Below are 22,351 nucleotides of genomic sequence, written 5' to 3' on the forward strand. Positions count from 1 at the left end.
CGATCCGGCGTTCACAGGGTACACAGAGCTCCAGGAAGCACTGCGACGAAACGGGCACCTCGATCCCGGTGCAGGCGCGACATTGCGGGCGCTGGCCCGCCGATCGCTGGTGGTGGTGCAGATGGACCAGGTGCAGGTGGCTCCGCTGGGATTCGTGCCACGCACCCTGGTGGAGTTGACCAGGCTGGGTCGGAAAGTCGCGCGAGCCGGAGTGGGCGCGCCGGCCGTGCCGCGACGTCCGCCTCATCTGCTCTCGGAGTGGTTGTGGCGCAGCCTGCTGGCGGTAGCCGCCGCCGGCGACGGCGGACTTCCCCCCGAACGTCTCGCGGCCAGAGCCCGCTTCTATCTGGGGGCCGGCTACCGACCACAGGGGCGTCCCAGCCGGGGATTTATTGATCTAGTCGTCTCCGAGCCACCTGCAGACGGTCGCGGACCTGTTGCGGAGCGTCGTTGGATGCTTACCAATTCTGGTCGCGCACACCTCGACGAGCACAACTCTGAGTATCTTTCCCTGTATCAAACGCCGGGCGGACACGACCCAGTGGAGTGAAATAACCGGCGTTCATCGTAACCGATTGTGATACAGCCAGGAAGTCGGCTGCTGACGCTCCGGGAATTGTCGGTGCCCTGCTCTACGGTGCGCAGCGTGATGGAGACCGGTGTCCGGGACGACACGATTGACGACGCCGCTGTGCGGCACAAGGTCATGAAAGCAGCGGCCATCGCCGCCCATGCGCTCACCGACACCGAGCGGAAGCCGGAGGCGCGGTTACGGTCGCTGTGGGACGCCCACGGCGCGGTGTTGGCGGCGCGCGGTGTTGGCGGCGCGCGGCGTGGGCGCGGCACTGCCCTTCGACGAGTTCCGCAGGATGCTGACCGGCGACCTGGCTGAGCTTCTGCCCAGCGGGGTAGCTCCCGCCGAAATGGCCGGCTGGCGGCTGATCACACCCGACGGGGAATTCGACGACGACGTCTGGGACCTGGAGCAGGAACAGCGGGCGGTGTTGCGGGCCTTGGCTTCCACCACGCGCGGGGGAAAGTCCACCAGCTCCGAGATCCTCCAGGGCGAACTGGATCAAGACACCGTGTATACGGCGCTGCGGAAACGCCAGAACCAGGACGCCTATGTGCGTGGCCGACGGGCGTTAATCGACACCCCAGCGGGAAGCGATGCCCAGGTGCGCAAGTTGAACCTGCCCAGCACCGTCACCGATCACTATCAGCCGATTCCTGCGCCCAGTTCGTTCGGGCAGTGGTGGTTCGCCTGCCCGCTGTGCAAATGGCCGATGCGAATCACCGTGCGGAGCTCGGGCAAGGCGGCGACCGGCGCGGCACGCTGCCACCACCGCCCGCACGTGGAGTTTGGCGCCTCCTACCACTTCCGGGTTCCCGACACAGGAAAGGCGCCCGTGCTGGTGCCTGCTCCGCCACCAACGGCGCCGACCGGCGCGGAACGGGTGTTGTACCCCGACGTCACGGGCCGGCTGCCGGAAGCGCTGCCGGTGGCCGGGCACAAGGCGTTGACCCGCGGCGTGTGGCGGTCGACCACCATCCCCGGCCTGGTGGAGGTCGCGCTGTACGACGCGTTGAGCGCACGCGGTCTGTCGTGCGAGTTATGGCCGGACCTGGACAGCTACGACCTGCTCGTCAAGATGCCCGGATCGCGCCGGACCGCCGCGCCGTACCGGATCGACGTCAAGGACTTCACCTCCTCGCTGCTGCTCGCGGACAAGATCCGCGCCGACGAGGGCGATGCCGGCGGGGCGCAGTGGCTGGTCGTGCCCGACTACCGGCGCGCAACCGTGTCCATGCTCTCGGCGGTGTGCGGCCAGTTCGGTCTGCGCGTTGCCCATGCATCCGACCTCGGTGCGCGAATCTGCGAGGAAGCAGGGACATCATGGCTGTGAGCCGTCCGAAGATCTCCAAGTCCGACGCGGCCGTGTGCGCCGCCGTCGCCTTGGCCGCCCACTACTTCCCCACCCTGGACGACACTGATCGCCCGGTGGGTATGTTCCGGCACGCCGCGTTCCTCGTGGGCGGGCATCTGGACACCTGGTCGGCGTGGGCGCCGATGCCGCAGGCCGACAAACAACGCATCGCCGCGGTCCTAGGCTTCGCCCCGGAAGAGCTGGCCAATCCGGCCGCGTTCACTGCCCGCGCGCGGACCCTGCTGGCGGGCAACGACAACGGCACACTGCCGTTGCAGGCCGCGGGCGGGTCGGTGGCCTCGGCGGTCGGCGCGGTTCCGCTGGTCGGCGGAGACGCGCTCGGCTACGTCGATCGCCTCATCGATCGCGTGCGCAAGGACCACCGGCGCGCGCGAGCGGTGAAACCGGCCACACCGGGGATCTGGCACACCCACACCCGATACTCACCGACCGTCGGTGCCATCCAAGGCACCGCCACCATCCCCGACTACGACACCGACGGCCCGATCGCCGACCTCCCGGCCGTCACCACGGTGCCGTACTGCCCGCAGCAGGACATCCCGACCGCCGAATTGCTCAGCCTCGCTAAGGACATCGACGGTCGTTACAAGGCGCGAGATCGCTACCTGCACAAGGTCCTCAGCGGTCTGTTCACGGCGCTGGAGACGACCGACACGGTGGCGCCGCTGACGATGCTGCGGTTGCTGGCGGGCCCGACGGAGGTGTTCAACGCACCCACCGGTACCGGCAAGAGCGTTCTGGTCCGTGTCGCGGCCAGCTGGTTTGCCGTCAACGACCTGGTCGTCACCATCGTGCTGCCGAACGTCGAGGCGACGCTCTCCGCGGCCTGGGATATCACCGCCGACCTCACGCACCTCAGGAAGATCGGACGTCTGGGGCACGACCGCCGGTGTGCCGCGTTGATGTCCCCCGACGGGCTGCTCGGGCGTGCGGCCAAAGCCGTAATACGCCTGGACGGCAACCTGTTGGAGCAGACCGAGAAGGCGCTGTGGAAGCTCGACCAGATGTCCTACGGCTGCGCCCTGGCGCACCACACCAGGGCCACCGCCCCCTACCCCGACGGTCAGGAGTCGTGTCAGCGCCTGACGCCCCTGCCTCCGGAACAAGGCATCCGCACGTGTCCCTGGATGCCGACCTGCGGCAAGTACGAGCAGCAGCGCCAGGCGTGCACCGCCTCGGTCATCGTCACCAACCACCACAACTTCATGGCCGGCCGCTTCAAGATCGGCGTCAACCTCGACGGCCGAGCAACCGGCCAAGTCTCGGTCGCGGAGGTGGTCCTGCGCCGCTCCCACGCCGTCATGATCGACGAAGTCGACCAGTTCCAGTCCACCGCACTGGACATGTGCACCAGCGACCTGGTCCTGGCCTCCCGCCGCACCGCCAAGGTGCCCTTGCGGGAACTGGACGCCGACAGCGCCTCGCTCCGCAGCGACGCGATCAAGGACCTGCTGCCCACCATCAGCCATGCCCGCTACCTGGCGGAGTTCCTGCTCGCCGGGATCTGCCAGCAGCAGATCCACCTGCGCCACTACTCCGGACGTAACTCCGCTGGCGAGGCGCCGGGGGCCAGCAGCACCGGATGGCACCTGGTCGTCAGCCGCGACCGACGCCTGATCGGCCTGCTGTTCCCCCACGACCAGGTCGACGACGACAAGGAAATCCCCGCCGAACTATTCGACCGCCTCGACGCCCTGCGGCCCGCCCCTCCTCTGGGAACCGGAAGGCCCACGAGCAACGCCCAGCCAGTCACCCTGCCGGCGCATCTGCTGGCCGTGCGCGACATCCTCGAGAAGATCCTCGCGCCGCGCGGAGAGGACCTGCTGGCCCACGTCCAGCTGGAACTCGACGACGCGCTGTCGACGACGGTCAAGGACGCTCACGAACGCGCCGAGGCCGCTGAGCTGCTAATCGTGCGCACCTGGCTCGCCGAACTCGACGACGCCCTCGACCTGCTGCGACGCAAAACCGCCCAACTCCGCGCAGCAGGCTTGGACTCCGCCCGCAAGGTCGCCGAACGGCTCGGCTCCTCCATCGCTTCGGGCATCCTGCCCTACGGCATGCTCGGCAAGGCCATCGTCAGCTACCGGATCACCGGCCTGGACGAGCCCGACAAGTCCGCGGAGCTCACCGCCCAGAGCATCACCGGAGACCCGCACACCTACACAGCCCAGCTGGGCAGCATCGTGTCCCTGGTACTGGCCGGGGTGGAACGCCCGGTGATGGGCCTGTCGGCGACCGCCTACTTCCCCCAGGCCGTACGCGAGCACGTCCACAGCGAGGTCAAGTGGTGGATGACCGACGCGGCACCCGATAGCATCCGTGCCCAACGCCACTCCGTCACCACCAGCGCCGAGGGCGACACCCCGATTCGGATTTCCGGGCTGCCCCAGGCGCTGAAGCGCGACGCGTTGATGAACCTGGGCGACCGGCTCTACGACACCGAAATCCACTCCGAACTCGAGCGTGTCCGCGGTGTCGACCGCGACCGGGCGCACGCCGCGGTGGTGGTCAACTCCTACGAGCACTGCCGTTACCTCGCATTGGGCATCTACTCCGCCGGGCTCTACACCGACGGGCTGTGCGTGGCGGTGCCCGGCGACCGCGGACGCCGGGACAAACTGCCTCCGCTGCCACCGGGGATCGTTGAACTGACACCCGAGGAGTTCGAAGACTTCCCCAATCGCGGCAACGTGCTGGTGGTGCCCATAGCCCGCATCGCCCGCGGCCTCAACATCGTCATCGGCACCAAGTCGGCCATCACCCCGGTCTACCTGTGCACCAGGCCACTGGCGTTGATGTCCGACGCGGCCGAGATGTACGGCAGCGTGCACGTCGCGGGACTCAACGCCATGCCCCGCGCCGGCTCCGCCGACCCGTTGCACGCCCTGGAACTCGGGCGCGAGGCCGCGTGGAAACGCCTCGGGCTGATCATGCGGTCGGCCGCCGGGTTCACCAACACCAGTCCCGAACTCCAGGAAGAGATCGTCGCAGGCATGGTCGTGGACATGGTGCAGCTCGCCGGCCGAGCCCGCCGCGGCGGGACCGACATGACGTTGCACCTGGTCGACCACGCCTTCCACGAGGACGCCTGGCAGGCCGACCTCGGCAACATCCTGCGCCGCATGCACGCCGCCTCGTCGCCCGACGTCCGCCGGCGCATGAACCAGATCTACCGCGAAGCGCTCGCCGCGTTCCTCGCCTACGCCGGCATCGACACCACCGACACCAGCACCATCTGACCCCATCAACAGGAGAAGCGACACCGATGGCCCTCAACACCCGACGCCGGCTCGACGTGCTGGCCTACCGGGGCACCCCCGAGCTGCTCGGCGACGCCGCCGTGTACATCCGCGAGTTCGACAAGGGCGTCACCTCGCTGTGGCGGATGTTCGACCGCGACTACCGCGACTACGTCAAGGCCGAGGAGGCGCAGGCGCCGCACAGTGTGGTGGTCAACGCGCTGCGCTGCCTGACCGGCGGCTACGCGGCCTTCGATCCCGTCGAAGGCTTTCTCGTCACCCTCGAGGAGATCGACGACGACACTCTGCTCGCCGCGTTCACCCTCATGCACGGGCGTGTCCTGGGCACACCGATCGACGAGATCGACTTGACAGCACCGCCCAGGCTCGCCGAGCGCATCGCCGAGTCCAAGCAGGAACAGCGCCTGCTGGCCGACTACCTGCACACCACCGAAACTGGACAGCCCGACGCTCCGACCTGGGTCTACAACACCGTCGCCTGGGATCTGTCCCGACGTATCGCCGAACGGCAGTGGCGCGTCGACGGCCGAGAGATCGCGTTGCGCGTGGACAGCCGCGGCGGCCTGATCGCCTGGCAGGATCCGTGGACCAACAAGTCCGGCAACGCCGAGGCCCTCTTCCGAGCCGCCATCGTCATGAAGACCCTGCCCAACATCGCCGACCCGATTCTGCTCATCAGTCCGACGGTCACCCGCATCCAGTCCCGGATGGCCTGGGCGCGGACCGTCCTGGTCGAACAGGACGACCCGACGCGGCCCATCGTCGAGGTCGCCATGGCCGGACGCTCCAGTGTCCGACGCGTCAGCGCCATGGCACTGGACGTGCTGGCCCGGCTCGGCGTCGAACAGTCGATCCTGCGCCACGTGCAAAACCGCGTCGTGCTGGAAACCCAGGCTCTGGACGAACAGACCACAGCATCGGGCCAAGACACCATCTCGGCGCCGGGCTCCGCGCCCGCACCGGTGATCCGACCGATCCAGAGCAAGAACTTCCGGTTCCCGATCGGCCGCGGCGTCGGCATGCATCACCTCCGCGAGCTGCGCCGCCACATCGACGAGGCACTCGGCGACGCGCTCGTCACGACGACCAGGGTCCCGGTCTACTTCGAGGGCCGAAACTTCAAGCAGCTCGACCTCGACGAGCTCCTGCCCACTCCCGAGGAGATCGCGCGTTCCCTGGACACCATGGGCTACCGCCACCTGCGGATCGTGTGCCTGTGGAACACCGACGAAGTGCGCCGCCGCATGCTCGACGGCCTACACCACACCTACTCCGCCAACGACAGCCCCGGCGACGGTCAGCCCCTCGACCCAGCAGACGAAATACAGCTGGCATTGAACGGCGAGGCGATCAGCGCGGTCTTCCACCGAGTTCCCGGCTTCCTTGACCACGGCCCGAACGCCGGCAGCGCCGAGGCGATCACCCACGTTCAGCTGGACTGCGGCCCCGAGACTCTAATTGGGGTCTGGGCCGAGACCGAGTTCACCCGCCGCGGCGACGAGGAAGACTTCGCCGAAGACGGCGATGAGATCGAAGACGACGCCGCGGAGCAGGCCACCAGCGTCAAGGAAGACGAGGACGCCAAGTTCCGCGCCCGCCGCACCCTCGCCTGTAAGGGCATCAACTCCCAGTTCATCATCCACCGCACGCCGCGCAAGCCTCGCAAGGGCAGGAAGGTCCGCGATTACCCGGTGATTCACTCGCTGCTGGATCTGCACCGCAGCCTGGGCATCATCGACAACCGACTCACCGACGTCATGGTCGACCAACTCGGCCCCCACGCTCCTGACGCCGTCGCCCACTGCGCCGTGCACATCCGGCGCCAGAGCAGGCGGGGCAAGGACCGCACCACCAAGATCGTCATCACCGCGACCGTGCTCAAGCCCCCCGCACACGACGGTCAAGCGTGGACGCTGCACGGCTGGAGCTACACCGACCCGACGTGGCGGCCCTACCACCGAGCCCAGGCCGCGTTCCACGCCAAGGACTACCCGACCGGCAAAATGACCGAACTGCAGGACGACAACGCCAGCTACAAGAAGGTCGCCGCCCGCGTCGACGGTGCCCTCGCCGACCTTGCCCGCTACCTCGGCGGTACTCCCTACACGGTCACCGTCGACGCGTTCGGCTCCCGACGCCTGTGGAGCGGGCTGCACAACAACAAGCAGGGCGACGCCGAACGATCCGGCACCTGGCTCCCCGGCTCCACCATCCATCCCTCCGACCGACCTCGAGCTATCGTCCGCGTCAACAAGAACGCCGATGAGATGTTCCGTGCCCTGGGCATCACCGTCCTCGACGAGAACGGCGAGAAGGTCGGCGACGGTGACAAAACAACGAACAGCCTGTTCCGCGTCAAGTCCGACTTCGGGGACGACTCCTTCGCCCTGATCACCGTCCCCAACCAGTACGACGGTCAGGGAGCAGGCCGGCTGGGCAGCAACAAGACGCGATGGACCGCAGACCACGGCTCTGACGTCGAAGGCGAACTGCGACGCAACGAGATGAAAGACAACTGGTACGCCATGACGACGCTGGGGATCTTCCCCGTCGCCGTCAAGGACGACATCAACCCCAACAAGCTGGCCGTCATGACCGCCAGGCTGTGCCACCAGGCCCTGGCCTGGGCCGAACGCACCACCTACCCCGCGCATCTGCACGCCGCAGCCAAGATGGACCTCGACCACCCCCAATACCGCCGCACCGCGCTGCCCACCGAATCGACTGTCTCAGACCTGTCTACCGGAGATGATGAGCTGCCCTGAACCGACGACCCGCCACCACCGCGCTCGGCGACAGAAGTGTCGATCTGTCGTCGAGCGCGCCGAACGAGCAAGCCGTAAGTGCCGGCCTCCGACAGCCGCCAGGGCCAGCACCCTCGGTTAACACGAAGGCTGGAATCGACGAACCAGGACGTGGCCGTCTAGGGTTGGTTTGCTGGTCGAAGAACGGCCGACACCCGCAGGATGTCGTTCGCCTGCAGTGTCCCATTCAACCTCTGCGCCAACTCAGCGATCCGTGCGCCCTGGTCTGCCTCCGGACTGGAGTCACTGCAGGTGAGGGTGACCGCCACAGTCGTCTTGGAGTACCCGCCCGCAGCGCTTCCGCGTTCAGTCAGAAGGCTCGATCATACGGATGATCACACCACGCCCGGGCCAAGCGCACACTGCCGCACCGTGGCCACGGCACATTCCCCCAGCTTGACCGGACACTTTCTCGCGTTCGCCACTATGCAGGTCCTACCCTGACCCCACAGGGGCGCCTATCGCAACAAGCGCCAGCACCTCGGGGTCGGAAACAAACGGCCATCAACGAAACTGCTTCGCCTCTTGACAGTGCCAGCTCCGACTCTGGCTTCCTACACGTCACCTGTTTGCTGGCTTCCGGAATTGAAAACAACTCAGGATGATCCAGAGTGGGGAGGCGATGCCGATGGAGCAATCTGGTGCTATCACGTTGGCTACGCCAGCGCCAGTGTCACACCGGACCGCTGAAGAGAATCTGGGTCTCGGCTACCTCGCGGCGGTGCTACGTGCCGAAGGGGTTGCCGTCCGAGTGCTGGACGGCTGGCTGGCCGGCCTGTCCGCTGACCAGCTCGCCGACGCGATAATCGAGGTCGGGCCGCCGATGTTTGTCGGATTTGCCTGCTATCGGTCCAACATGGACTCCGCCATGCGGACGGCAAGACGAATTCGCACTACCTGGCCTGAGATTCCCTTGGTGGCGGGCGGTTTCGGCCCGAGCTTTCATCCGGAAGAGTTTCTTTCGGCCGGCTTCGATGTGGTCGTGCGCGGTGAAGGTGAACGGACCATAGTCGATCTCGCCCGACACTTTCGTTCCGGAATGCCCGCCATGGAGACAATCATGGGCATCAGCTTCATGCACGGCGAGAGGCTGATCCACCGTCCAGCCAGGCCGTTGATTGCTGACATCGACACACTGCCCCTGCCAGCCCGTGACACCCTCGAACTGAGCATGGCTCGGCGCAGCCCGGTGCATGTGCAGACGTCCCGGGGCTGCCAAGCGAGCTGCGTGTTCTGCTCGATTGTGGCGTTCGAACGGCTGGGAGAAGGGCCGACGTGGCGGCAGCGATCGATCCCAGCAGTCGCTGGAGAGCTGGAGAGCTTGGCCGAACGCGGTGTGCGGTACGTCAAGGTGGTGGACGACAGCCTGGTCGAGCCGCCGCGCGGGGTTGAGTGGTGCGCTGAGCTCGCCGATGAGCTCTGCCGGCGGGGCGTGCGCATTTGGCTGCGAGGGCAGGTCCGCGCTGACCGGATCGACGACGCCGTCCTGACCGAACTGGTGCGTGCCGGGTTCTGGGCATTCGCCTGCGGCATCGAAAACTTTGCACCGACCGCCTTGCGGCGGATGGCTAAGCAGGCGCGCATGGAGAACAACATCGCCGCTCTGGAAGCATTCCGGCGGTCGGGCGTCTACGTGCAAGCCGGGCATATCCTGTTCGACCACGCGACCACACTCTCCGAGCTGGAAGAAAATTGGTCAGGCATGAGCCAGTACTCGTGGACGATCTCGAAGGGCATCTTCACCGAGATGTACGCAGCGACGGGGACGTCCTTCACCCGGAGATTGGCCAAGCAGGGCCGACTGGAGCAGGGGACAGCAGCTGCCGGGACTGCCGGGATGGGCAATGCGGCCTATGCCGTAGCCGACCCGGCGGCAGCCGCTGTATACGTCGCCCTGAAGCGATGGCAACGCAGCCACTCACGGATCTACGATCAGACTGTCGATCCGCTCGCCGCGCCTAAAGCCGTAGACCCTCCCCACCGCGCCACCTTTCACCTCCTGTGTCAGCAATTGCGCGAACAGGATCTCAACTTTTTCCGCCCGGTGCTCGACCTGGCGCACAACGGCGCTTCGATCCAAGACCTGGTCGAGTTCACCGACGCCATGATCGATCGGACGGCTCCGTTCTTCGACAGGGCAGCTATCCGCGTCGACGACGCATACCGCCGGGCAGGCCTGAGCTACGACGCCGTGGACAACCCGTTCCTCTGCTGATCCGCAACCCACCAGGAGACGCCCGTGCCCGACACCGAGTTCCCGTGGAACGCCGATCCCGCCGGCCGCACCCGGCTGCCGCTGATCAACGCGACCGAGCACTTCGACCGGCCAGATGTCGGTCCCATCGAACACGACGATCTGGATGAATGCCCGATCACCATCCGCAACATCGGCTGGACACTAGGCAACGACTGCCCTTACCGATGCACGCACTGCTATTCAATGTCGGCCAGGGAGAAGGGCCAGGACTTCACCCCCGCGATCATCGACCGCATCATCGAGCAACTGGCGATCAACGGTGTGGAGACGGTCAATCTGGGTGGCAACGAGCCGCTGTTCACCAACGGCGCGAATCCGGCGGACACCCTGCTGCCGTCGATCATCCACGGCCTGGCAGACGCCGGAATCCTCGTCGGACTGACCACATCGGGAATCACGCTCCTGCACCTTGACCGCGACCACCCCAAAGCACTGGCCCGGCTCAACGACGTCGACGTCTCGTTCGATTCTCCGTACCCCGAAGAACACAATGCCAATCGCGGAGCCAAGCTCTACAAGCAGGCGACTCAGGCTCTGAAGATCTGCCAAGACTACGGGATACCACACAGCGTGATCATGTGTGCGATGTCGTGGAACTTCACCGAGGACCGCATCGACGCCCTCATAGAGCTGGCCCACAGTCATGACGCACACATCCGCATCAACCCGCTCAAGCCAGTCGAGCCTCGACACATGGACTCGGCCCTGCCCGCCAGCCAGTACTACGCGGGGTTTTCGCGACTCATGGCCAAGTGCTCCCCGGTCGACCTCGGCGAACCTCCGCTGGCAGCGGTGACTGGATTCGCCGGCGCCAAAGGATGTCCTTGCGGACGTACCTCATTCCGGATCCACTCGATCACTCCGGACGGACGAATCCCGGTCTCACCGTGCGTTTACCTGCACGACTACAAGGTTGGTGACCTCGTCACCGACGATCTTCACGACATCATCCGGTCGCCCCAGTTCAGGAGTTTCCGCCGCCGCAACGCCAACCCCGACGTGGTCCCCGGCTGCGCAGGATGCGCGTTGCTCGACTCCTGCCGGGCTGGCTGCGCCGGGCGCGCCTACCTCCATCACGCACACACCACCGGTGAGCGCAGCTTGTTCAGCCGGGATCCGTACTGCCCAGCCGAAGTAGAGCCAACGGGACCTTTCCCGGTCAATCCGGCGCTGCCCACCGACCAGCGTCTGGTACATATGGACTATCTGTGCACCTGGATCGGCAAGCCACGTCCCGCCGTGTCATAGGGCGGCAACGAACGCCTCGGCGTACCATTCAGTCACCACCACGAACGGATGCCCGATGCCGAAACACTCGATCACACTGGGCTTGGCGGTTCCTTACCTCGGCAAGAACGTGACAGTCCTTATCGACCGCCCGGCTGGCAGCAGGCATCCACGGTTCGGTTTTGTCTATCCAGTCAACTACGGACACATTCCCGGCGTGCGCGCCCCCGATGGCGATGACCTGGACGCTTACTACCTGACGACCACCCCTGTAGCCCAGGCAAGCGGGTTGGTGGTCGCCATCGTCCACCGGTACGCCGACGACGACGACAAGCTCGTTGTAGTCGAGGAGAAGGACGGGAACATCACCGATGAAGCGATTCGGCGGATGGTCGCGTTCCAAGAGCTGCAGGGCGGCTACGAGATCGTGCGCAGCTCGCTGGGACACGCCGGAAAATGACGTCGGCAGCCGGGAACCCGGACCTAGCGATCCAGCAGATCGTCGAGGCTGGTTCGGCGAAGTTCGACCAGCTGACCCAAGAGCTTTCTCCCACCGACCTGTACGGCTTGCTCTCACGACTTCCTAAGGGTGGAGAATTACACCTGCACCTGTCTGGTTGCGGACGCCCCACGGATTGGTTTCCTGCCGCAGACGGACAAGTCTGCGAGCTTCCGCCCAACGCACCAGCTGAGTGGCTTGCGGCGTTAGCCATGGATGAACCACACCCCGGTCGGTTCTTCACCACGGTCGTACCGGCATTGAAAAGGCTACGCAAGGACCCGCGCCTGATCCAGGGGGTGCTACTCGCCACTCTGCGACGGGCCGCCGCCGACAACGTCCGGTACCTGGAGATCCAGACGGGGCCCTTCGGTTACCACGGCTCCGGAGACGGCCTGCTGGAACCTTCCGCTATGGCCGACCTATATCGGGAAACGTTGTCGAGTTCCACAGCACGGGCGACCGGCGTTCACACGCGGTTCATCATCAACGTCAAGCGAAATGCCCCCGACACAGCTGATCGACTGAAGGCGAGCTTCCGGTTCGCCGCCGAGAACTTCGACCTATGGGGCGGTGTGCACCTCTCCGGCCCGGAACACCCTGGCCGCGACGACTTACGGTCACTGCACGATCTCTACTGGCAGCTCCACGGAAAATACCGGCAACTCGGTATCGCCGTCCATGCCGGCGAAGGCGGAACGGAACTGCTGCCCGCGGTGCGATCCGCGCTAACCTTGCCGGTCTCGCGGGTGGGTCACGGACTCGCAGCCATCCGCGATCCGGAGGCCGTCACCGAACTCGCCACCCGCAGGATCACAGTGGAATCGAGCATCACCGGCAACTTCATGCTGGGACAAGTTCCGGCGCCGTCGGTTCACCCGGTCGATCGGTTCTTCGCTGCCGGTGTCGGCGTATGCCTTAACACTGACAACCCGGGCGTGACCGGAACGCGGATGACCGACGAGTTCTTCTGCGGCGTGCATCACGTCGGCCTCCGCTGGCGAGATGTCGTCCGAGCGGTCTTCACAAGTATCACGGCCAGCTTCGCGCCGGACACGCTCAAACAGCGGCTGCTCGATGAGCTCACGACCGATCTACTCGCCTTCATCGGTGATCTTGGTTCGGGGTCGAACGTCGCGGAACCGTCCCGCTTCGCGACGCGCCACCTCGGCGTCTGAGCGTCAGACGACAGCTAACACGTCAGGGAGTTCCTTGCTATGCAGGAGGGTCAGGCGGGACACTGCCCTGGTCAGCGCAATGTACAGCAGCCGGGCGCCGTCCGGCCCGCTGTCCAGAATATCCGCCGGCTCGACGACGTACACGTGGTCGAACTCGAGACCTTTGGCCAGCCCCGCAGGCACGAGAACGATGTCGCGGCCAGCGTCATCGATGGACGTGGCCGCCTCGACCCCCAGCGCGGTCAATCGGCGAAGGAGTTGCGGGTAGTGCTCGTCCCGGACCACTACCCCGGTACTTCCCACACGTACGGTCCCGGTCAGTTCCGCGGCTAGCGTCGCGGCAGCGTCGGAGGCTCGCATGATGCTAAATGATCCCCGCGTGTTCCGGGTCGATTGAGTCGGCGGAAGTTCGGGCGCGATCCGGGGTAGCAGCCGATTTGCTACGGTGATGACCTCGGCCGGCACCCGGTAACTCTTGCTCAGAGTCAGGACGTTGCCGCCGAGACCGAGGTGCTCGCGCACGGCATCCCAGCTGCCTTCTGCCCACGCAGTAGTCCGCTGTGCCATGTCCCCCAGCACGGTCGCCGAGTTCAGGCACCGGCGGCCAACCGCGCGCAGCTGCATCGCCGATAGATCTTGGGCCTCGTCCACCACGATGTGCCCGTAGCGTTCGGGCTCGCCGAGATGCGCGCGGATCTCGTCCAGCAGATACAGGTCGGCAAGTGACCACTTCGACCGTCCGGGTGTGGTGGGTGCCTGCGGCCAGAGCAGCAGCTTCTGTTCAGCGTCGTCGAATATTCCGGCGGCCGCCGCAGCCAGGGTTTCGCTGTCTGAGAGCAGGTTGTGCAGGAACTGGACGGGCTTGACGTCCGGCCAGATGGCGGTGGCCACCGCCCGCACGCCTTTGCTCCGCGCCACCCGCCTCATCTCGGAGTCCCCAGGAGCGCGGCCACGCAGTTCCAGTTGACGTTGTGTATGGACGACGAGCCGCTCGACCAGCCGAGCCCGCGCGCGGTCCCAGGGAATGAGCGAACCGACAAGGTCGGCAGCAAGCTCGACAACCGTTTCGGGGTAGATGCGAATGAATGGGCTCGTCTCGCGGATGAGCAGGTCGCCGACATGTGACCCGACGTTAGACGCCATCAACCGCTCGATGACGCCCACCATCCGAGCGTCTCCCTTAAGGCGGGCAATTCGCGGATCCTCCGCAGCGGGTGCCTGCTTCGTCCGGACCAGCTGCTCCACGGATACGTGTGCCACGTCGTTCTCGCCGAGCGCGGGAAGCACCCGGCCAATGTAGCGGAGGAAGACGTCATTGGGGCCGACCACTAGGACACCCTTGCGCTGCAGGTTCTGGTGTTCGAACAGCAGGAACGCCGCGCGGTGCAGGCCGACAGCGGTCTTGCCGGTGCCGGGGCCGCCTTGGATGATCAGGGTGTCCCCGAGTTCCGTGCGAACGATCTCGTCCTGATCCGGTTGAATCGTGGCCACGATGTCGCGCATCGGCCCGAACCGTGCCCGCTCGATCTCGTCACGGACGATCGAACTCAGCTCGTTGTTCTCCTCTCGGACGTGTTCGTCGTCGAAGCCAGTGAGCACGTTGTCGTCGGAAAACCCGAAGCGTCGCCTCCGCTCGACACCCATCGGGTCTGCCTGGCTCGCCCGGTAGAATCGCCCTGCCAGGGTCGTGCGCCAGTCAGTCACGACGATCTCGGCATCGCGCCGCGGGTCGCTAACATGGCGCCTGCCGACGTATACCGAGCCGATCTCGTCGACTTCCATCCGGCCGAAGAACAGCGGTGACTTGTGGTCGTCCTCCAGCTGGCGCGCCCGGCGAAGCAACCACACGATCAGTTCATCGTCGCCCGTTTTCTTCGCACTTTCAGCCATCTCGAGCAGCTCAGCTCGGCTGAGACGGAGACATTCGGTCGCGTAGGCGAGGTGCTCGCGCTCGGCATCCAGTTCGGTCTGGCCACGATCCACCGCATGAGGACTATTCACGGACGCGTTCCCACACTATCCCAGATTTGCCAGGAGGTACTGTTCCAGGACCTCGCCGTACTTGGTTGCGACGGTCTCCGGAACCATATTACGCCAGGAGAGATCACCTTCAGCCATGCGGCGGCGGATGTCCGAGCCCGCTACCCCCTTCACCCCGAGATCAAGCCGGTGGACCGGGAGGTCGGCCTGCGCGATAACACCCTCCTTGATCAGACTCCATTCTTCGACGCTAGTGGTGAACACAACACATTCGGGCGGCAGCACAGCACGCAGGCAATCGACGGTCAACGGCGCCGGCACAACGTCGATCGGCGGTCCACCGGCGGCCGTCACGGCGTCCTCGATACACCGTTTCCGCAGCCAGAACGGGAACGGGTTCGACTGCGGCTCGGTCCGGGAGCCGCCGCTCTCTTCGGGTCCCCGCGGGAAGGGTTGCGTCACCCCGATAGTGAGGTGGGTGGCAAGCCGGCCAGCGGCAAGGACGAAGCGCAAGTGCTCCCGGTGGAACGGCTGGAACCGGCCCAGCACGGCCGCATACGTCGTCTTCTGGGCCTGCTCGTCCTCAGACTTGACAAGATCGGCGAACGAGCCCGCGCGGAAGCCTGCCGGGGACGGAGCTTCTGACACATGCAAAGCCATACAGCCCGCCTGCTCGGCGATCCGCACATCCTTGTCGTAACGGTCGCCAATCATGAGTAGCCGCAGCGGCTCAGTCCCATTGCGCCGCGCCAGTTCGGCGAAGTAGCGAGTGCCGAGCTTGTTGCCGTGGCCAGGCTCGCTGGAGAAGATCGCGTCGACTTTCCGGGCAGCGCGCGGAAACAGGGCGGTGAAGAGCGCCGACTCGCGGTGCAGCGGACCGTCCGCCGCGACGACGACCTTGATTCCAAGATCGTGACAACGTTCGATGAAAAGTGACAGATCCTCGTCTCGAACCAAGGGCACGGTTTGGGTGAGGTACTCATGCTGGATGTAGGTGAACGCCGCCGTGATGTCCAAAGGCGTCGCTGCGTCCCCCAGCCTGCGAGCCGCCTCCAGCACCGTGACCAACGTCCAGTCCGCGACCGACGTGTCAGTCCGGTGCCGGTCGATGACCGCACGCGGAACCACCGCGTCGAGGTCGGCCAGCACCGGCGCGGGAGCCACTCCCTGGAATGCCCTCGCGAGGTTGTCTCGCCGCGGCGGGCGGGCCAGGGTACCCCGCACGTCCAGGCCGACCACGCTGATGCCCTCCGTGCGGAGCACTGTCGCCAACTCCGCCCACGTTCGGATGTGGGTCACCACGGTTACAGCCTGGGTTCCAGACGCGCCAGCGCCAACGTGCCCGCTTCGCGTAAAGACCGGACCCGGCTCTTGCGATGTGTGACGAGGTCCTGCGACCAGCCCTTGCCCATCCAGTCGGTCGTCCCGACGTACAGACCGGCGGCCAGGCCGGCACCAGGCAGCTCAGTCTGCCAGAACTGGTCCGCCGCCGTGTCGGCGTCCTGGTCGTCGAGATCGAGCAGCCGGTAGAGCATTGCGCCGAACCGGCCGCTGAAGAGGATGCTGTCGGTGATCGCGGCCACCATCGGAGTATCGCCGACGAGCGTCGGCAGCACCTCGGCCGCGATGACGTTCTCGTCCGCGGAGAGCTCTTCCGAAGCCTGTTCACCTGAAGGCAGGTACCAGGCCACGCTTTCGGTCCCACCCACCTTGCTCGGAAGCCTGCGACGCTGGCGGAAACACTTGAAGAAGTCGTGGAGCACCGCCGCGGCGCCGAGGACTACTGTTCCGGGCTGCTCAGCGGCTTTGCCGAGGAGCCTGGCGACGGCTGGGAAGCCGGCTCGCTCGGCCATCCGGACCGGGCCGCAACGCACCGCGTAGGCATGGCAGAGCGCAAGGTGACTGCCTACGTCGAACTGGTGTACGTCACGCATCTGCCTGATCCGCGGGTACTTGCCCGGACGGATCAGCTCCGCCGCGAAGACTGTCGAGTCCCTGCCGACCTGCGCGTTGATGTATTCGAGACAACGGTCGGCCATTTCCACAGTCGGCAACAAGCTCTCGTCATCGACCGCAACGCCCAGCAACTGCTCGTGTTCCAACAGGTCGACGATGTGATAGGGATCGCCGAGCGGATCGTCGATCAACCGATGATAGAGCTCGCCCTCTTCCCGTCCCCACGGAACGGCGTAGTTCAGTGTCACGCTAGGATCTCCCGAATGTAGTCGACCTGCTGCTTGACGAAGTCCTGCTGATACGGAAACGATTTCCAGAAGCGCAGGCTCTGCACGAGACCGCACAAGTCCAGCAACTGATGGTCGAGCTGGCGGCCGTAAGCGTTACGGATCCCCGTCCAATCAGCTGGGAATCGCTGCCGAAGGATGGCGAACTCCCACTCTGCCGGGCCAGACTGAGCGGCTTCCCAGTCGATCACCCCGTGCAGCGTGCCCCCCTCGGCGAGCAGGTTCTGACCGAACAGGTCCTTGTGCAGAGTAACCAGCACGGGTTCCGGTCGGCCCGCGACGAGTTCCCGCGCCCGCAATGCCGCCTGGTCGACGAGATCCATCAGCGTGTCTTCGAGGCCGGCGCCGCGGAGCTTAGTCACGAACTTTTCGACGGACGTGTCCACGTATGCACTAAAGGTGATTCCGTGGGTCTCGCCCTCGAACTCGTGGATGAAATCGTGTTCGGCACATCCGTGCAACGCATCCAGAAAACCGCCTAGCTGTACTCCCAGAGGTTCGGTGAAGCCTTCAATCGCATTACCAGGAAGCTTGGTGTACACGTCCATGCAACCCAATTCACCGAGGTCGTCCTCAGTATGAACCAACTTGGGGACGAGCTTCCGCGTCGATTCTGGCAGCCTAGTCGACAGAAACTCGAGAACGACTCGCTCTTTCGGCGCTTCCAATGTGCCGTCGGACAAGCGGGGAACACGTTTGTAGACGTAGCTCCCACCGATGAACACGTCATTAGCGAAACCGGCCGACGACCGCCGAGGAGCAGCATCGCCTAGACGCGTGGCGATTTCGGCCACGATTTCATCCAATCGGGCGGTATCGACCACCATGCGGTCCTTGGGCATCTGTTACCTCACTACTCGCCGAACGACAATTTCATAGAATCAACCGCGGGCCCACACAATCGCGGACATAACCGATGACCGCTGCATCACCCAGGCCGCGCATACGAAGGGCGCTAACGATACCAGCAGCGGACTCCGATGAGACGACAGCCAACAACCCGCCATTGGTCTGCGGGTCGAATAGCAGATCGACATCCCCACCCTGGTTCTCAGCCGACATGTCCGGCACCGCTGCGCGACGATTCGCCGAGGTCAGGGAGGTCGCCACGCCTTCGGCTGCCAGCTCTTCGGCGTCCTTCAACATGGGCACCGCGCCGAGGTCGAGCTGTATGGCGGCCGCTGAGCGCTTTGCGACGTCTATGATCTGATTTGCCAGCCCGAACCCCGTTACGTCGGTCGCTGCGTGCACAGGGAATTCCCGCAGCACCTCGGCCGCAACTGCATTGGTGGTCTTAAGACACCGCCATGTCTCGTCACCCATAGGGCGCAACCCGCTCCGAGCCGCGCTCATGGCAACGCCGACTCCGATCGGGCGGGTAAGAACTACGGCGTCACCAACCTGGGCACCTGACTTCAGCCAGATCCCGTCGATCGAGACCCTCCCGTGGACAGCCAGACCAAAGAACGGCGCATCGGACCTAATGGTGTGCCCCCCGACGAGACCGGCCTCGCACCCAGTCAAGCAGTCTGCGGCCCCGAGCAGCACACGCCGTGCCGAGTCACCACCTAAGGCTTCCGGGATACCTAGGATAGCCAAGGCCCACATCGGCCGGCCGGCCATCGCGTAGACATCGCTGATCGCATTCGCGGCAGCTATCCACCCCCACTCGTAGGCGTCAGCGACCGGCGGCGGGATCACGTCAACGGTGGTGACCAAACCGTTCGTCCCAGTCAGGGCGACAACCGCCGCATCGTCCCGGCTCTCCATCCCGACGAGCGTGTCAGCCGGCCCGGGGAACGCTAGCCCGCTGAGGATGCCGTCGAGGGTCACGCTATCGACCTTAGCTGCGCAGCCACCCGCAGTCATGAACCGGGCAAGCCCGTCGTCGGCAGCCCCATCGGCAAGTGCGGCGACCTCGTCAAGCCGTTCTCGTGGAGACACACTTCCCACCATTCCACCGAATGCCGATATGGAGAAATTACCGCCTTCACCACACCAGAGGTCGATCTTCGATCCGCTGTCACCTAATCGGCGCAATGCTTGGCCGCACACGTCAGGTTTGCATATCGGGCCGAAACTTTACCTTTTCGGCTGCCGGTTCGCAGCACTAGACTCGTCGTCCTTACTCCACCAGCAGCAGGGTCGTCACGCCGCCACAGTTACGTATTGATTGCGGTCTGTTCAGCGGCGCCCGGAACAGGTTCGCCGAAAAGGAGCGAGCGCACGCGCACTCGGAAGCCGTCGCCCAGCCCGGTGGTGCTCACCAGGAACTGGACAACGTCGGCTGCCTGCTTCGCGGCCAAGTCGTCGTGCAGCGAACCCAGCTCGGCTGGTTCGACACGCTGAGCCAACGCAGTGACTGTGGACAGCACCTCCAGCAGCCGCAGCGCCGACAGTACTCGGTCGGGACGGCGCATGATTCTTGTGATGAGCTCACGAAGCTTGGGATAGTAGTCCGGCAGAGGATCGACTCGGACCTGCGCGGGCAGTGCCCCGCCTTCACGGAGGCTCGCGAGCAGTCCCGATAGTTGCTCCTTTTCCCGCAGGCCAGCGACACCGCCGAACAGGTACTCCTGTAGACCGCGGTCAGGGTCGGAGACGTGGGCGGACCGAATGACGTGGATGGCCTGGCTGAGGCTGACCAGATAGAGCCAGGTCAGATCGAGCACCAAGGCAAGGTGGTGGGGATTGCGCGGGTCGAGTAGGTCGGCGCAGGCGCGAAGATGCTCGACGAGTTGCACCAGGTTGCGGTGATCGTCGTGGAGCCAGTAGCCGAACTCCCGGTAGTCGAGGAGTGGCTTGAGTTTCTTGTTCAGACCGTTGAAGGCGGCGAGGACATCCGCTGCGCTGGCCACGTCGAACAGGTGCGAGATCGGCGCGGTGTCCAGCGGGATGTCGCACGGGTGCAACTCTTCGAGCCGGCGGAGGTCGGTGCTGGTCAGCGTGGTGATACCCAGCCGGACGGCGAGCTGCCGCGCGGCGTCGGTGACGACCGTGTCGCGCACCATGTAGGCGTCGTCGGCCGCGAAGAAGTCACCGACGCCGCGCACCCAAAACATGCGGCCGGTGGACCCGCGTTCGGTTGTCTTGCAGTCCACAATCGTGCTGTGCAGCCGGGCCCCGCCTGTGAGGCTGAGGCCGAGCACGTCCAGATCGGTGAACGACTCGGGCTGCGAGGTAGCCCGTCCCCGATGTTTGGACGTATCCGATGCCGTCACGGGGCCCCATGCCCCGCGAAGTTGCACGTCGAGGCGGGTCGTGTAGCCCATCCGCCACAGCAGCCGCCGCGATGCGACCTTGAGGCCGAGGTCTTGTTCAGTCATCGGATCCGTCCCCGTCCCAGCGCCGCGTCGACCACCGACTGCCACTGCTTGGGCGACACCGTAGCCCTGCTCCGCAGTCGCGCCGTGGTCTGCATGGGCGCCGTGAATGGCCGTTCGAGCACCAACGCGGCTCGAGCTTGATCGTCGCCGACCCTCCCCGCAACAGGCTCACCGTGAGTGATCAGATCGCGTGCGATGCGCAGGGCGTCCCGGTTGTCCTGGGTGTCGATGAACCGGGGCTGCACCCAGACTCCGCCGGGATACGGGTCGGGGTCGAACGCGATGATTCCGGCCGAGTGCATGAGCCGGTACTGGCGTGCGTGGGAACTGTGGGGCTGTAGGAACCCACGGTGCGGGTCCAGCAGCTTGTCGATCACGTTGACCAGGGCGCCGGCCGAGAGGCGGGTAAACCCACCGAAGTGCTGCCCACAACGCAAACACGCCAGCACGGCCAGCGCCTTCTCCAGCACCGGCTTCCGGCCGCGCAGCAGCTCCCGATCGAGGGTGTAGGGCAGGGCGGCGAACGGCTGCACAGTGTGGTTCGGCAGTTCCACCGCCGGGGCGAGCAGGAGCCCACGTCCGATGGCGTCCTGCAGCACCGGCTGCGCGTCGGTGATCGGCATACCTTGTTCGCCACGCAGGGCAGCGAAGGCGTCGGCCAGTTGCGCCGGGCCATGGTCGCGGACGAGGTCGCCGACGATGTCGGGGTTCTCGAACCCAAAGAACGGCGAATAGACCACGTCACCGTCCAGCAGCGGGATTGTCCTGACAAGCTCTGCCCGGTCGCCGACCTCGAGGAGCTGGGGGACAGCGGCGGTGTCCAGGCCGATGCGAGCGGCAAGTTCCTCGACCGGTACCGGGGTGTCGGCGAGGTGGTCGACCAGCGTCACCATCTGCTGCTCGAGTTCGGTAGGTTGCCGAGCTCGCCAGGCCCGACCGAGCTCTGCGTAGAGGTCGTCGTAATAGGGGACGTTCTCGGTGAATCGAGTAATCTTGCCGCCCGAGGTCTGAATTCCCTGCACGAACTCGATGTCGGCCAAGGCCCCGATGACGGTGTCGAAGGCGAACTGGTTGACATCGAGTTGCTCGGCAGCCACGGCGCGCAGCGCCTGCGCATCGGCGATGACGTCCTGGCCACGGATGAGAGCAGCCAGGCTTGCGGCCATCCCGATCAGCTGGGTGTCGGCCAGGGGCGTCAGGGTGCCCGAGTTCGGGTCAACGTTGCGCAGGCCGGCATGGACGTCCTGGCAGCGAAGCCCCTCGTCAAACGACTGCATCTCGTCCCCTCGGCATCGGATACGACGACTCTAACGACGCATAGTCGGTGTGGCCGAGCGGTTTGTTTCGGCACGTGGGCACCGCGCAGCGCCACGGAGCGCCATTCGGGCCAGGTCATGGGGCGTTCCCAAGGGTGTCCGGGAACGGGACGCCGATCACGGGTACGACCCACGATCGAGTGAACCAGCACGGAGCGCACATCCCTGAAGCGGTTTCTGCGGGCTAGGTGCTGGGGTCTGCGGTCATGGATCGACGTTGCCTGGAAGTCGGGTGACCGTATGCGGCGGCGCGGCCCTCCACCGACGCAAACGAGCGTCACTGGACGACGGTCACATCCGTCAGGCCAG

The 22,351-nt window shown here is 65.5% G+C and carries 14 protein-coding genes; 7 read left to right on the forward strand and 7 right to left on the reverse strand.

From position 1 onward, the window contains the following. Positions 1-833 precede the first annotated feature (833 nt). From ACZ63E_RS23515 to ACZ63E_RS23545, 7 genes are all read left to right on the forward strand, one after another. Positions 834-1,907, forward strand: a complete 1,074-nt coding sequence (locus tag ACZ63E_RS23515; RefSeq protein WP_465338257.1) for a restriction endonuclease-related protein — start codon at positions 834-836, stop codon at positions 1,905-1,907. Further along, positions 1,898-5,191 (forward strand): ATP-dependent DNA helicase, encoded by a 3,294-nt coding sequence (locus ACZ63E_RS23520; RefSeq protein ID WP_465338258.1) that lies wholly within the window; start codon positions 1,898-1,900, stop codon positions 5,189-5,191. Before ACZ63E_RS23515 ends, ACZ63E_RS23520 begins: the two co-directional genes overlap by 10 nt. Before the next feature lie 26 nt (positions 5,192-5,217). Continuing rightward, complete coding sequence (locus tag ACZ63E_RS23525) at positions 5,218-7,977, forward strand: RNaseH domain-containing protein (protein ID WP_465338259.1); 2,760 nt, start codon at positions 5,218-5,220, stop codon at positions 7,975-7,977. Positions 7,978-8,686: 709 nt separating this feature from the next. Then, the gene (locus tag ACZ63E_RS23530) at positions 8,687-10,231 is read left to right on the forward strand and encodes a B12-binding domain-containing radical SAM protein (protein WP_465338260.1); all 1,545 of its coding nucleotides are present in this window, start codon (positions 8,687-8,689) and stop codon (positions 10,229-10,231) included. A gap of 24 nt (positions 10,232-10,255) precedes the next feature. After that, positions 10,256-11,521, forward strand: a complete 1,266-nt coding sequence (locus tag ACZ63E_RS23535; protein WP_465338261.1) for a radical SAM protein — start codon at positions 10,256-10,258, stop codon at positions 11,519-11,521. 55 nt (positions 11,522-11,576) lie between these two features. Next, entirely contained in the window at positions 11,577-11,960 is a 384-nt protein-coding gene (locus ACZ63E_RS23540) for an inorganic diphosphatase (RefSeq protein ID WP_465338262.1), read from the forward strand. Then, positions 11,957-13,177, forward strand: a complete 1,221-nt coding sequence (locus ACZ63E_RS23545) for an amidohydrolase family protein (protein ID WP_465338263.1) — start codon at positions 11,957-11,959, stop codon at positions 13,175-13,177. Before ACZ63E_RS23540 ends, ACZ63E_RS23545 begins: the two co-directional genes overlap by 4 nt. A gap of 3 nt (positions 13,178-13,180) precedes the next feature. On the opposite strand, the gene ACZ63E_RS23550 is transcribed toward ACZ63E_RS23545, so the two are convergent. The 7 genes from ACZ63E_RS23550 to ACZ63E_RS23580 form a co-directional block, all read right to left on the reverse strand. Then, positions 13,181-15,160, reverse strand: a complete 1,980-nt coding sequence (locus ACZ63E_RS23550; protein WP_465338264.1) for a HelD family protein — start codon at positions 15,158-15,160, stop codon at positions 13,181-13,183. Positions 15,161-15,193: 33 nt separating this feature from the next. Further along, complete coding sequence (locus ACZ63E_RS23555; RefSeq protein WP_465338265.1) at positions 15,194-16,459, reverse strand: HAD hydrolase-like protein; 1,266 nt, start codon at positions 16,457-16,459, stop codon at positions 15,194-15,196. Between the two features lie 2 nt (positions 16,460-16,461). After that, positions 16,462-17,361 carry a hypothetical protein gene (locus tag ACZ63E_RS23560; RefSeq protein WP_465338266.1) on the reverse strand — a complete coding sequence of 300 codons (900 nt, stop codon included), beginning with the start codon at positions 17,359-17,361 and terminating at the stop codon, positions 16,462-16,464. Further along, positions 17,358-18,242 carry an aminoglycoside phosphotransferase family protein gene (locus ACZ63E_RS23565; RefSeq protein WP_465338267.1) on the reverse strand — a complete coding sequence of 295 codons (885 nt, stop codon included), beginning with the start codon at positions 18,240-18,242 and terminating at the stop codon, positions 17,358-17,360. Before ACZ63E_RS23565 ends, ACZ63E_RS23560 begins: the two co-directional genes overlap by 4 nt. 31 nt (positions 18,243-18,273) lie before the next feature. After that, positions 18,274-19,356, reverse strand: a complete 1,083-nt coding sequence (selD, locus tag ACZ63E_RS23570) for a selenide, water dikinase SelD (protein WP_465338582.1) — start codon at positions 19,354-19,356, stop codon at positions 18,274-18,276. A gap of 206 nt (positions 19,357-19,562) precedes the next feature. Then, positions 19,563-20,726, reverse strand: a complete 1,164-nt coding sequence (locus tag ACZ63E_RS23575; RefSeq protein WP_465338268.1) for a hypothetical protein — start codon at positions 20,724-20,726, stop codon at positions 19,563-19,565. Further along, the gene (locus ACZ63E_RS23580) at positions 20,723-22,003 is read right to left on the reverse strand and encodes a hypothetical protein (protein WP_465338269.1); all 1,281 of its coding nucleotides are present in this window, start codon (positions 22,001-22,003) and stop codon (positions 20,723-20,725) included. The genes ACZ63E_RS23575 and ACZ63E_RS23580 overlap by 4 nt, the downstream gene beginning before the upstream one ends. Positions 22,004-22,351: the final 348 nt, after the last annotated feature.

The organism is Amycolatopsis sp. NPDC104819, assembly GCF_055583145.1.

Excerpts from the sequence above, each read along its gene's own strand:
- ACZ63E_RS23575 (WP_465338268.1), bottom strand. The coding sequence starts at position 20,726 with ATGACTGAACAAGACCTCGGCCTCAAGGTCGCATCGCGGCGGCTGCTG.
- ACZ63E_RS23525 (WP_465338259.1), top strand. The coding sequence starts at position 5,218 with ATGGCCCTCAACACCCGACGCCGGCTCGACGTGCTGGCCTACCGGGGC.
- ACZ63E_RS23540 (WP_465338262.1), top strand. The coding sequence starts at position 11,577 with ATGCCGAAACACTCGATCACACTGGGCTTGGCGGTTCCTTACCTCGGC.
- ACZ63E_RS23520 (WP_465338258.1), top strand. The coding sequence starts at position 1,898 with ATGGCTGTGAGCCGTCCGAAGATCTCCAAGTCCGACGCGGCCGTGTGC.
- ACZ63E_RS23545 (WP_465338263.1), top strand. The coding sequence starts at position 11,957 with ATGACGTCGGCAGCCGGGAACCCGGACCTAGCGATCCAGCAGATCGTC.
- selD (WP_465338582.1), bottom strand. The coding sequence starts at position 19,356 with ATGGTGGGAAGTGTGTCTCCACGAGAACGGCTTGACGAGGTCGCCGCA.
- ACZ63E_RS23565 (WP_465338267.1), bottom strand. The coding sequence starts at position 18,242 with ATGCCCAAGGACCGCATGGTGGTCGATACCGCCCGATTGGATGAAATC.
- ACZ63E_RS23580 (WP_465338269.1), bottom strand. The coding sequence starts at position 22,003 with ATGCAGTCGTTTGACGAGGGGCTTCGCTGCCAGGACGTCCATGCCGGC.